Origin of the sequence: Actinomadura sp. (assembly GCF_044508335.1) — a bacterium.
Classification (GTDB): Bacteria; Actinomycetota; Actinomycetes; order Streptosporangiales; family Streptosporangiaceae; genus Spirillospora.
The window spans coordinates 23653-35539 of the sequence record NZ_JBIQHY010000065.1; the positions used below are offsets into that span (position 1 = coordinate 23653).

The 11887-nt window shown below is 67.0% G+C and carries 11 protein-coding genes; 7 read left to right on the plus strand and 4 right to left on the minus strand.

Translation table 11 applies throughout. From position 1 onward, the window contains the following. The 5 genes from ACIWVC_RS21375 to ACIWVC_RS21395 all read left to right on the plus strand — a co-directional run. Positions 1–997 (plus strand): helix-turn-helix domain-containing protein (locus tag ACIWVC_RS21375; protein ID WP_396448892.1); only part of this gene is annotated, 997 nt, incomplete at its 5' end. Beyond that, complete coding sequence (locus ACIWVC_RS21380) at positions 988–1173, plus strand: DUF397 domain-containing protein (protein WP_396448891.1); 186 nt, start codon at positions 988–990, stop codon at positions 1171–1173. The genes ACIWVC_RS21375 and ACIWVC_RS21380, both read left to right, overlap by 10 nt. Positions 1174–1276: 103 nt before the next feature. Further along, positions 1277–2527 carry a type I restriction-modification enzyme R subunit C-terminal domain-containing protein gene (locus ACIWVC_RS21385; protein ID WP_396448890.1) on the plus strand — a complete coding sequence of 417 codons (1251 nt, stop codon included), beginning with the start codon at positions 1277–1279 and terminating at the stop codon, positions 2525–2527. A 110-nt stretch (positions 2528–2637) separates the two neighbouring features. Further along, complete coding sequence (locus tag ACIWVC_RS21390) at positions 2638–4110, plus strand: OmpA family protein (protein WP_396448889.1); 1473 nt, start codon at positions 2638–2640, stop codon at positions 4108–4110. A gap of 82 nt (positions 4111–4192) precedes the next feature. Then, entirely contained in the window at positions 4193–4432 is a 240-nt protein-coding gene (locus ACIWVC_RS21395; protein ID WP_396448888.1) for a DUF6458 family protein, read from the plus strand. A 47-nt stretch (positions 4433–4479) separates the two neighbouring features. Here ACIWVC_RS21395 and ACIWVC_RS21400 read toward each other — a convergent pair whose 3' ends face one another. From ACIWVC_RS21400 to pdhA, 3 genes are read right to left on the minus strand one after another with little or no spacing between them, the layout of a single operon-like run. Then, a complete protein-coding gene (locus ACIWVC_RS21400; protein WP_396448887.1) occupies positions 4480–5886 on the minus strand; it encodes a dihydrolipoamide acetyltransferase family protein in 1407 nt (468 codons plus the stop codon). A gap of 34 nt (positions 5887–5920) precedes the next feature. Then, the gene (locus tag ACIWVC_RS21405; protein WP_396448886.1) at positions 5921–6898 is read right to left on the minus strand and encodes an alpha-ketoacid dehydrogenase subunit beta; all 978 of its coding nucleotides are present in this window, start codon (positions 6896–6898) and stop codon (positions 5921–5923) included. Further along, on the minus strand, positions 6895–8025 hold the full coding sequence (pdhA, locus tag ACIWVC_RS21410; RefSeq protein ID WP_396448885.1) for a pyruvate dehydrogenase (acetyl-transferring) E1 component subunit alpha: 1131 nt from the start codon (positions 8023–8025) through the stop codon (positions 6895–6897). The genes ACIWVC_RS21405 and pdhA overlap by 4 nt, the downstream gene beginning before the upstream one ends. 352 nt (positions 8026–8377) lie before the next feature. On the opposite strand from pdhA, the gene ACIWVC_RS21415 reads away from it, so the two are divergent. Then, positions 8378–9361: a hypothetical protein gene (locus ACIWVC_RS21415; RefSeq protein ID WP_396454467.1), complete on the plus strand. Its 984-nt coding sequence runs from the start codon at positions 8378–8380 to the stop codon at positions 9359–9361. Positions 9362–9411: 50 nt separating this feature from the next. Then, positions 9412–10512: a hypothetical protein gene (locus ACIWVC_RS21420; protein WP_396445456.1), complete on the plus strand. Its 1101-nt coding sequence runs from the start codon at positions 9412–9414 to the stop codon at positions 10510–10512. Positions 10513–10516: 4 nt separating this feature from the next. On the opposite strand, the gene ACIWVC_RS21425 is transcribed toward ACIWVC_RS21420, so the two are convergent. Beyond that, positions 10517–11887, minus strand: a 1371-nt coding sequence (locus ACIWVC_RS21425; RefSeq protein WP_396454468.1) for a hypothetical protein, incomplete at its 5' end; no start/stop codon positions are given.

The window sequence follows — 11887 nt, forward strand, 5'->3', positions numbered from 1 at the left end:
GGCATCGGTGAACCCTCCAGCCATGACGAAGGCTGATCTCGAACCGGGCCAACCCGCCAAACCGGAAGTACCCGCCGCTATCACCCTGTGTTATCGAACGAACACCATGAAGCCATGGCGCGGCGTAAGATTCCTGGGCACCCGCAGAGAAGTACCAAAACACTCACATCTGGTGCCGCGCTTAGTGCCGTGGATCGGAAGGGGCGTGATGATGCAGAGGATCAAGCCCGAGTTTCAGAGCTTCGGTGCTGAGGTGCGCCGCCTTCGCAAGGCCGCAGGGCTCAACCAGCAGCGACTCGCTGACCTGGTGAACGTGACCCGCAGTTACATCACGCAGATCGAGTGCGGCCGGACGCGTTGCCGCCGGGAGACTGCTCTGCGTCTCGACCGTGCGCTCAAGTCCGGTACGACCCTCGCCGAAACGTGGGACGAGCTACTAGAATCGATCAAGTCCGACAAGTACCCCGAGTTCTTTGCCAACTTCCCAAAGGCTGAGCAGTCGGCCAGTATGCTCCGCGCTTACGAGGAGAGAGTCGTCCACGGCCTGTTCCAAATAGAGGACTATGCGCGAGTCCTGCTGAACGATGAAGATGCCGTAAAGAACAGGATGCGCCGTCAGGAGATACTTGACCGCGATCCTGCACCGGCGGTGACGGTCGTCATGGACGAGGGCGTGCTCTATCGCGAAGTAGGCAGTAAGGAGGTGATGAGGAAGCAACTCGAGCACCTCATCGAGCTGTCTTATCGAGAGAAAATAAACATACAGATCGCGCCGATCAAATACATTCGGAACGTTTGGGCCACCTTTGTGATCGCCACCCTGCCGGATCAGCGGCAGGTCGTCTACACGGCGAAGGCTTACGGAGGTGAGACCTCTACCTCTCCCAATGAAGTAGCTCTAGTGAACGAAACAATGGCGACGCTTCAAGCTGAAGCGTTGAATGCATCTGACACGAGAGCCCTGATCAGAAAGGTTGTCGAAGAAAGATGGACCTGAATGCGGCTGTCTGGAGGAAGGCTTCCCGTAGCAACGAGTCAGGTGATGCTTGTATTGAGGTGGCATCCAATGACGAGTTGGTTGCAATTCGCGACAGCAAGGACTCCGGCGGCCACAAGCTCATCCTCAGTCACAGCGATTTTCGATCTTTTGTTCATTCTCTCAAGAGTCTCTAGCCCAACATTCTGCCTAGGTGGCGGGACGCTGGACGACACGGCTTTAGCGAGGCTGTAGGGCGAAAGGCGTCTCGAATCAAAGAAGAGCTGCAACCGTGTAGAGATGACCGGCATGTCAGGGTTCGTCTTCGACCTGTGCCGCAACGTCGAATTCTTCAACCAGGACATCGCCACGGCCGAGGGCCGCGTCCAGCCGTCCCTCAGCGAGCGCCTGTTCCGGGAACGGACCGACCTCCTCTACAGCCTGGACCGGCAGGACCTTCCCCCGGAGCCGGCCCCGGAATCGGACGGGACGCAGACCGAGACCGGACTCCGCCGGGATCTCGCCGCCCGCCTCCAAGAGGAGGTCTCGGGCATGAACCCGCAGAACATCGAGGTCCGCCGCCGCCTGGCGGAGGTCGAGCGCTACCAGGACCCCGCGAGCTGGCAGCGGATCACCGCCGAGAAGCGCGAGGAGATCACCGAGAACCTGGCGGGCCTGCCCACCGAGTTCCGCGAGGACGAGAACAGCGAGGAGGCCAAACGGTTCGACCTGCTCGCCCTCCGGCTCCAGCTCGCCGTCCTCAACGGCGACCCCGCGTACGACACGCTGCGCGACCAGGTCCAGCAGATCGCCGAAGCGCTCCTCGACCCGACCACGCTGAACAACCCCGTCGTGGCCGAGCACCGGGAACTGCTGTCCGACCTCACCCTTGACGAGTGGTGGCAGGACGTCTCCCTGCCGATGCTGGAACTGATGCGCCGCCGCATCCGCGGCCTCGCCAAACTCATCCAGAAGACGAAGAAGGGCGTCCTCTACACCGACTTCCAGGACGAGCTGGGCGAACTCACCGAGGCGGAACTCAAGGGCGTCTCCCTCGGCACCAACCGGACCCGCTTCGAGACGAAGGTCCGCACCTACCTGCGCAGCCACGAACACGAACTCGCCGTGCAGAAGCTACTGCGCAACCGCCAGCTCACCACCCTCGACATCCACCATTTCGAGGACGTCTTCATCGCCTCCGGATTCGGCACCCGCGACGACATCGACCAGGTCAGGGAGGAGTACGGCGACCTCGGCCTGTTCCTGCGCTCGATCACGGGCCTGGAGTACGAGGCCGCGACCGCCGCTTTCGACCAGTTCCAGGCGGGGAAGAAGCTCTCGGCCGCGCAGCTCGACTTCCTCCAGCTCCTCATCGGCTTCCTGGCCAAGAACGGCGTTGTGGACGTCGGTGCCCTCTACAGGCCGCCGTTCACCGGGCTGGCCCCGCGCGGACCGGAAGACCTGTTCACCGATAGTGAGGTGACGTCCATCCAGCACATCCTGGATCACGTCCGCGCGACCGCCGTCCCCACCGATTCTCAGGCTGGCTGATGGGCGTGGTGTGCGGGGCGGTGCGGGCTGGGGGCGGGTGTATGGCGGGGGTTGGTGGTGTTCACTAGGATCGGCCGCGTCCCTCGCCCGCTCCCCCCGACGGATGGCCGATGCGCGTTTCGCCCCTCGCCGTCTCGATTGTCGCCCTGCTCCTGGCCGCCGGTTGCGCCGACAGCGGCAAGGCCGAGAAGGTCGCCCCGCCGACCGTCACCGCCGGGGCCGGCATCCCGAGCCCCGCGGCGCAGAGCGGCGGGACGTTCTCCAAGGAGGGCTGGTTCGGGGGCGCCGACGGCTTGCACGCGAGGCTGGACGTCAAGAGCGTGCAGCGGCAGGCGGGCAAGACGGTGCTGCGGTACAGCGTGACGTCGATGGACTCCTCGACGAAGTCCGTCCCGTCCGGCATCGCGCTGATCGACCCCGTCGGGCGCAAGCTCTACAAGCCGACGGGGGCGACCAGCGGCTCGGACATCGCGCCCAGCACGACGCGGGAGATGGCCGCCGAGTACCCGCCGATCCCGGCGGGCGTCCAGAAGGTCACGGCGATCACGCCCGGGACGGCCGGCGAGTTCACCGGCATCCCGGTGACGGACGCGGCGTCGTCCAGCCCGAGCGCGTCCAGCACCCCCACGACGCCGTCATCCGCGCCGACCTCGTCGACGCCGTCCGTGGGAGCCGAGCCGTTCGGGCGGTTCACCCCAGTCACGCCGTCGCCGTCTCCCTCCTCTAGTACGGGGCCCAATCCCGTGGACCTGTACGACATCGTTGAGGGCGAGACGAAAGTCGTGACGTCCAGCCAGTCGGAGGGCACTGTCAGCCTGCACGCCGACGTGCTGTTCGACGGTGACTCGGCGAAGCTGTCGAGCCGTGCGAAAGCCGTCCTGGACGAGGCGTCGCAGCAGATGAAGGCGAAGGCCACGGGCGCGCTGACGGTGGAAGGCCACACCAGCGGCGACGACACGGAGCTCTCCAAGGAGCGGGCCGACGCCGTCATGAAGGAGTTGAAGGCGCGGCTGGGCGACGGCTTCACCTACACGGCGACAGGCAAGGGCGACGCCGAGCCCGTCGCCAAGGACGCCGCCCGCAACGACCGCGTCGAGATCTCCTACCAGGTGAAGGCAAGCGCGCGCGGGAACACCTCACCGGCCTCCTTCCGCCCGGAGGACGGCAAGACCGTCGCGACCCGCACTGCGAGCTTCGGTGCGGACAAGAGGCGCCTGGAGGTCAAACCCTTCTACCGGGACGGCGCCTACATCGTCGCGGTGTTCGACATCGTGAACGAGGGGCCGGGCACCACTCCGCCTGACGCGTCCTACCCGGACCCCAACTATCCGGGAGCCGTGTTCGGGTCGTTCTCCATCCAGACACCGGGCGGCAAGGACGTCTACCGCGCCGTCCGCGTCGGCCCCGCACGGCCCGGCGGCACCGGCAGCCCCTATGTCGACCCTGGTCGCGCCACCTTCTTGACCGCCGTCGGCAAGCCCGACCGCGGGTTCGTCTACCTGCCCGCCCCGCCCGGCAACGTCACGTCGGTGACCTTCAACGCCGGCCCCTTCGGGAAAGTCGACAAGGTCCCCGTCTCGTAGCCCGGCGCGGCGACGTGTGGCGGACGAGCCGGACGGATAGGTAAAGAGCACGGCATTGGATCGTCCGGCGGAGGTCATCGCAATGGGTGTCGGCGTCAGTGTGTTTCTGATCACGATCGGACTGATACTCAAGTTCGCGATCCAGCCGGACGCGATGACGGACCCCGTGGACATCCACGTCGTCGGAGTCATCCTGATCATTGTCGGCGGCGCGACGTTCGCCCTGCAGCTGCTGATGATGTCGCGGCAGCGCGGCCCCGGCCCCAGCTCCGGCCCGCGGCGGGACGAGCGCATGTACGACGGCGACAACCCGCCCCGCTGAAACGCCCGTGGGGCCGGCGCGGCGCCGGCCCCACGGATTGGAACGCGTCAGCCCCAGGCCAGCATGCGGATGGGGTCCTCCAGCATGTCGCCGACGTCGCGCAGGACGCGGGAGCCCAGCTCGCCGTCCACGATGCGGTGGTCGAACGACAGGGCGAGCGTGGTGACCTTGCGGATCGCCAGTTCGCCCTCGTGGACCCACGGCATGTCCCGGATCTGGCCGAACGCCAGGATCGCGGCCTCGCCGGGGGTCAGGATCGGGGTCCCGCTGTCCACGCCGAACACGCCGACGTTGGTGATGGAGATCGTCCCGTCGGACAGGTCGGCCGGGGTCGCCTTGCCCGCGCGCGCCTTCTCCGTCAGTGCGTTCAGCGCGCGCGCCAGGCCGGGCAGGTCGAGGTCCTGCGCGTCCTTCACCTTGGGCACGATGAGGCCGCGGTCGGTGGCCGCGGCTATGCCCAGGTTCACGTAGCGCTTGACGACGATCTCCGCGCCGTTCGGGCCGTCCACCCAGGTGGCGTTCACCATCGGGTTCCGCCGGACGGCCGTGAGCAGCGCGCGCGCCACCAGCAGCAGCGGCGACACCTTCACGCCCTCGAACTCGGGCAGCTCCCGGAGCCGCTTGACGGTCTCCATGGTGCGCGTGACGTCCACCTGGAGGAACTCCGTCACGTGCGGAGCGGTGAACGCCGAACCGGACATCGCCGCAGCGGTGGCCTTGCGCACACCCTTGACCGGGATGCGCTCCTCACGCGGGCCCGCCTGGACGGGCGCCGGCTGCTGGGACGCGGCCTGCGCGGCGAGGACGTCCTCCCGCGTGATCGAGCCCATGGGGCCCGAACCCGTGATCGTGGCGAGGTCGACGCCGAGGTCCTTCGCCATCTTCCGGACGGGCGGCTTCGCCAGCGGCAGCCCGTTGCCCACAGGCTGCGGACGAGGCGCGGGCGGTTGCACCGGCGGAGCCGCCGGAGGCCGCACCGGCGGCTGCGCCGGCTTCACGGCCTGCGCGGCGCCGTTCGCCGCCTTGCGCGGGCGCCGCTTGGTCGCCCCCTCCTTGACCCCGTACCCGACCAGCACCGGCTGCCGTTTCGGCGGCTCCTCCGGCGTGACGATGCCCGGCTCGTTCGCCGTCGGCACGCCCTCCTCGCGCGGCGCGGCCGTCTGCGCCGGCGGCTCGGACACCGGCGTCGCCGCCGCGCCGTCGCCGCCCGGGTCCACCGAGATGATCGGCACCCCGACGTCCACGGTCTCGCCCTCGCCGACCAGCAGCTCCGCCACCACGCCGTCGAACGGGCACGGCAGCTCCACGATCGCCTTCGCCGTCTCGATCTCGACGATGGTCTGGCCGTCCTCGACGGTGTCGCCGGGCTGGACGTGCCACTTGACGATCTCGGCCTCCGTCAGGCCCTCACCCACGTCCGGCAGCTTGAACAGTCTCGGCTCGCTCACCGGCACCACCGGTTCCGCTCGGCCGTGTCGATGATCATGGTCACCATCCGAAAGTCCGGTCGACCGCGTCGAGGATGCGGTCGAGGTCGGGCAGGTAGTCGTCCTCCACGCGGGACGGCGGGTACGGGGTGGAGAACCCGCCGACGCGCAGCACCGGCGCCTCCAGCCGGTAGAAGCACCGCTCGGTGATCCGCGCGGCCAGCTCGGCGCCGAACCCGCTGAACACCGGCGCCTCGTGCACGACCACGCACCGGCCCGTCCGGTTCACCGACTCCGTCACCGTGCCGATGTCGAGCGGGTTGAGTGACCGCAGGTCGATGACCTCCAGCGACCGCCCCTCCGAGGCGGCCGCCGCGGCCGCCTCCAGGCACGTCTTCACCGACGGCCCGTACGCCAGCACTGTCACGTGCTCGCCCGGCTGGACGACCCGCGCCTCGTGCAGCGGCGTCCAGTCCGTGCCGTCGACCTCGACCTCCGCCTTGTCCCAGTACCGGCGCTTCGGCTCGAAGAAGATCACCGGGTCGGGGGACGCGATCGACTGCTGGATCATCGAGAACGCGTCCACCGGGTTGGAGCACGTCACCACGCGCAGCCCCGCGGTGTGCGTGAAGTACGCCTCGGGCGACTCCGAATGGTGCTCCACCGCGCCGATGCCGCCGCCGCACGGGATCCGGACGACGACCGGCAGCGACAGCGCGCCCAGCGACCGCATCCGCATCTTCGCGAGCTGCGTGATGATCTGGTCGGCGGCCGGGAACACGAACCCGTCGAACTGGATCTCGCACACCGGCCGGTAGCCGCGGAGCGCCAGCCCGATCGCCGTCCCGATGATCCCGGACTCGGCGAGCGGCGTGTCGATGACCCGCTCCTCCCCGAAGTCCTTCTGCAGGCCGTCCGTGATCCGGAAGACCCCGCCGAGCTTCCCGACGTCCTCGCCCATCACGAGGACCTTCGGGTCGTTCTCCATGGCCTTGCGCAGGCCCTCGTTCAGCGCTTTGCCGAGGGTCAGGGTGGTCATTTCGCCTCCTCCTCGAACGACGCCAGGTAGGCGGCGAACTGCTCCTGCTCCTCGGTCATCAGCGGATGCCGCTCGGCGTACACGTGCTCGAACATCGACAGCGGCTTCGGATCGGGCATCGCCCGGCAGCCCTCGCGCAGCTCCTTCGCCAGCTGCTTGGCCTCGTCCTCGACCTTCTCGAAGAACCCCGCGTCCGCCAGGTCGTTCCGCACCAGGTACGCCTTGACGCGCTCGATCGGGTCCTTGAGCTTCCACGCCTCCTCTTCGGCCTTCAGCCGGTACCGCGTGGGGTCGTCGGTCGTCGTGTGGGCGCCCATCCGGTAGGTGTAGGCCTCCACCAGCGTCGGCCCCTGCCCCGTCCGGGCGTTCTCCAGCGCCTTCCTGGTCACGGCGAGGCAGGCGAAGACGTCGTTCCCGTCCACGCGCAGGCCGGGGAAGCCGAACCCCTGCGCCCGCTTGTAGAGCGGGATCCTCGTCTGCTTCTCCAGCGGCTCGGAGATGGCGTACTGGTTGTTCTGGCAGAAGAACACGATCGGCGCGTTGAAGACGGAGGCGAACACGAACGACTCGTTCACGTCGCCCTGCGAGGTCGCCCCGTCCCCGAAGTACGCGATCGTGGCCCCGGCCGACGGCGTGCCCAGCACCCCGTCCCGCTGGATGCCCATCGCGTACCCGGTCGCGTGCAGCGTCTGGCTGCCGATCACGATCGTGTACAGGTGGAAGCCGTGCTCCGCCGGATCCCAGCCGCCGTGGTTGACGCCCCGGAACAGGCCGAGCAGCTTGAGCGGCTCGACGTCCCGGCACCAGGCGACGCCATGCTCCCGGTACGTCGGGAAGACCATGTCGTGTTCGGACAGCGCCCGCCCAGATCCGATCTGGGCGGCCTCCTGGCCCAGCAGCGAAGCCCACAGGCCCAGCTCGCCCTGCCGGGTGAGCGCCACGGCCTCCAGGTCGATCCGCCGCACGATCACCAGGTCGCGATACAGATCGCGCACTTCCTCGGCACTGAGGTCCAGGGGATAGTCGGGGTGCTCGACGCGTTCCCCCTCGGGGGTCAGCAGCTGCACGAGCTCGGGCTCGGCATGCTCGGGGGTGTCGGGCGCGCCGCGCACGGAGTCGATCGTCATCGATGACACTCCTCGTTCGGGGCCGGAGTCACGGGATCGCCGCGCAGCCGGCCAATGTCAACGGCCATCGGCCCCGGTAAGGGACAAAAGCCGCAATGCCATCGTGGCAGACATCACACCCTGCGATGCAAGTCCCGCCACCGTGATCCCTACCCCACCCCACGCCCACTGACCCAACCGCGCGCCGCCCTGGCATCATCGACAGGTGCGTTACACGAGGGTCATCCCGCCAGTAGCCCTCCTGGCGACCCTGCTCGCCTGCACAGCCCACACCCCGTCCTTCAACCCGGCCCCCCACCCCAGCCCTGGCCAAGCCGTAGCCATCGCTGGCAACGGGAAGATGGGCCCGGCCATGGCGGGGCAGTGGGCACTGCGCTCGCCGATCGCCCCCGCAGGCACCCTTGCGACGGCACCGGACGGCACGCTGTACCTTCCGGTCCGGCAAAACGGCGAGGACGGCAGCTCAGTGCGCATCGCCCGGATCAGCGCAGACGGCCGATTGAGCCTCATCGGGACGCCAGTCGAATGGCACCGCGCGGACAAGCTGATCGTAGGCGCCGGGAAACTGTGGATACTGGCGACCGGACCGGAACCCTCGCTCACCAGGTACTCGATGGCCGGAACCGAGGAAGTCCGCGATCTCCTCGTGAGGAGCCGGCGGGACGGCCCGACACTGATCGACGAACACGGCGATCCAATGTCCGCCAAAACGCAGCGGCGCGAACGGGAGAGATGGCTGACGGGCGAGCATCACCCATCCGCCGTGGCCATCGGGACCGATGGGATACCGGTGGTCGCCTTACGATCAGGGGAACTCTTCAAGGTCCCTTCACCGGGCAAGATCCGGCGGTGGCGCCCCCCGGGTTATGCGGGAACCTTCAATGACCTCATCCGACGGGGACACAAGACCGATGTCTTCACCCGGGACGTGGACGACCTGATCGCCGACGGCACCGGGCTCACCGTCCTCACCATCGCCGGGGTCGTCACCATCCCCGTCCAAGGGCGTGCGAAGGGGACCCCGATCGACTATCCGGAACGCCCCGGGTTCGGAATCTCCTGGGCGGGCGGCGGGAAGACCGCCGACGGCGCGCTCGTACTCGCGGCACGGGCGAACCCGCCGGCCGCCTCCATCCTCATCAGAGTGGGTCCAGACGGCCGGGTGAGCCGTCTCAAAGTTCATTGGCCCCGCTCATGCAATGGCGAACGAACAACCCCCACGAGCCCCCGGCCAGGCGCCAACCTCGTAGGACTGACCGTCCGCCCCAATGGCGCGACGGTCGCCGCCGACACCACCTGCCGCAGGCTGTACGAAATCCGACCCACCGCGCCGTAGCCCCTCCCCGAACGCACCCACAGGGTGCCCTCGCCTGGCATCATCGACAGGTGCGTTACACGAGGGTCATCCCGCCAGTAGTCCTCTTGGCGGCCCTGAGCGCCTGCACCGACCAAACCCCGTCCTTCAACCCAACCCCGGCGCCCACCCGCCCCGGCCAGGTCGTCGTGATCGCCGGCTCCCCGGAGAACTACGACCCTCCACGCGACGGTGAGTACGCGATCAGATCGAGTGCCCAGTCCGAAGGCGGCCTTGCTGTGGACTCCGCCAGCGGAGCGATCTATCTCCGTGTGGTCAGCGGCAGCGACAAGCCCGTTGAGCGGATCGAGCCGGATGGCACTTTGACTGTGTTCCACCCCAAGAACCCGGGTGACCAGCTCGGTCTCACTCGCGAGACGCTCTGGATCATGTCGTCCTACAAAGGGGTGCGGCTCTCAAAGATGTCCCTTACCAGTCTCGCCGAGACGGAGATGCTTAACACTGGGCGGGGACACGAGATCGAGGTGCTCGATCCCTCCGGGGATCCGCTGGACGCGCGGAAGCGGGAAGGACTGCGCGAAACCTGGGCGGACTCAAGGTTGGTAATCCGTGGAGACGGCGTGCCGGTCATCGTCTCGCGCGCCGGTCGGCTCTACGAGGTGGCGGGTCCAGACAAGATCAGGGAGTGGAATCCGACCGGGTACGGCGAGGTTCTGGGCAACCTGACGAAGGGCGCCGACCTGCGGCCCGCCAGTGCGGTGGCGGTCGGGTCCAACGGTCTCCTCATCCTGGCGCGCTCCGGGCTCCTGCAAATCGGTGACGGCCGAGCGCGAGGTATCAGGATTCGCATGTTGTCCCATGGCCTCCCGGAGTGGTCGGCGGCCCTCCCGCTCGATGACGGGTCAACGCTCCTGCTAGGAGGAACGTCCGCGGCGGAACCCGACCCGCGTCCTGGGCTTGTGCGCCAGAACGGGAAGCTGGAGCTCTTGACCTACGGGAAACGCCGGCGGTGCGAGGGGTTCGATGGCTCGATGGGTGTCCTCGCTTCGTCAGATCCAGTCGGCACGAGCAGAATGAACAATGGGGACTTCGTCGTGGCGGACCAAACATGCGGCCGGGTGTACCGGGTCCGGCCGCCGCGTCAGCTAGCCGGTGTACCGCACACTCGATAGACCACTACTGCCTGGGTGCATTGTTGTGGTTGACGTTGTTCTGAACTTCGGCGATGACGGCGAATCCGCTGCGTTTCTCCGGCGATCCCGGCGACGCGAAGTCGTACTTTTCGACTGCCTTGATGAGTTCCGGATGCTGATATCCGGCAATCTGCGCCATCAGAAGCAAAGTGTTCATCTTTGAGTCACCGGTATGGGAACCCTTGGCCAGGTACAAGCCAACGGCCAGATCTTTGTAGAGTTGGTCCGAGTATGTGGAATACGTGCCTTGTATCTCCTGGACCTTCTTATCAAAGTCCGTGTATGAGACGCGATCCAGCGCCAAGCTGGTGCCGATGGCGTAGGCATCGGTCACTCCCGGAGTCGCGGCGGCCGGGGAGGCGCCCAGAAACGACCCGGCGACGTCGCGAAGCAGTCCGAGGTGCTTCTGCGCCTCTTCGTACTGCTTCTTGGTGAGTTCTTCGCGAGTTATGCGTTCCTTCCCGTAAGCGGCTATGAGGGTGCCTTCCAGGTACCCGGCGCGCACGATCGCGTCGTTGAGATTGTGGTTGCGGATTCCCCAGGCGAAGAGCAGCTGACGGTACGCCTCAGTGTCGACTGCAATCTGTGCCCAAGCCTTGTCGTCCGCCGCGAAGGTGCGCAGGAATTGCTGCGCTTCCTCGCCACCGATCTCGACGAATGTGCGTCCCGTCACCGGATCTCTGGTGGGCAACCCGGTTCCGCTCGCGGTCCGGTTGGCTTGGGCTAGCGCCGGGATATACATGCGTGTCATCGCCATCAGGCCAGAGGTGAGACCGGGGCCGAGTTCGAGGGTGTAGTGCTTGCTGTGGCCCGTGCCTTTGGGTGCCTGATCCGTTCGGGGGAGGATGTCGCCCCAAGGCCACCAGTCGGGGAGACTGTCTTTCTTGAGGAGCTTATCGACCTTTTCGCGACCCTTGTCATTCCACCATGCCACGGTCTTCATGATCTCGCCGGCATTGATTGCCGCTTCTTCCTCGTGCCCTTTCTGCGGCGTGGTGGCGAGCCTGATCACCGACCCGGCGACGGCGCCTCCGTCCGGCCAGTCCGGTGCCACCAGCAACGAGGCGTAGGTTTCTCCGTTGCCGCGACTGAGCCATATCATGGGGTTCGCCTTGTCCGCGTCCTTGACCGTGAACGCGTCATCGAGATGGCCAGCTGCAAGGGTTCTGGCCGCAGTGAGGTCCTTCTGCTGGGAGATACGGCCGAGGATGTTGAGACTGGGGTCGTACTCCTTCAGGGTTTTGAGCTCTGCCTCTCGCGTGTAAGGGTCGCCGATACCCCACGTCGTCCACCAAGCCCCCTCCGGCTGGTTGAGGACATTGATTCGGGATTGACCGTGCTGTGAGAAGACAGT

Excerpts from the sequence above, each read along its gene's own strand:
- ACIWVC_RS21380 (WP_396448891.1), top strand. The coding sequence starts at position 988 with ATGGACCTGAATGCGGCTGTCTGGAGGAAGGCTTCCCGTAGCAACGAG.
- ACIWVC_RS21385 (WP_396448890.1), top strand. The coding sequence starts at position 1,277 with ATGACCGGCATGTCAGGGTTCGTCTTCGACCTGTGCCGCAACGTCGAA.
- ACIWVC_RS21390 (WP_396448889.1), top strand. The coding sequence starts at position 2,638 with ATGCGCGTTTCGCCCCTCGCCGTCTCGATTGTCGCCCTGCTCCTGGCC.
- ACIWVC_RS21395 (WP_396448888.1), top strand. The coding sequence starts at position 4,193 with ATGGGTGTCGGCGTCAGTGTGTTTCTGATCACGATCGGACTGATACTC.
- ACIWVC_RS21405 (WP_396448886.1), bottom strand. The coding sequence starts at position 6,898 with ATGACCACCCTGACCCTCGGCAAAGCGCTGAACGAGGGCCTGCGCAAG.
- pdhA (WP_396448885.1), bottom strand. The coding sequence starts at position 8,025 with ATGACGATCGACTCCGTGCGCGGCGCGCCCGACACCCCCGAGCATGCC.
- ACIWVC_RS21415 (WP_396454467.1), top strand. The coding sequence starts at position 8,378 with ATGGCGGGGCAGTGGGCACTGCGCTCGCCGATCGCCCCCGCAGGCACC.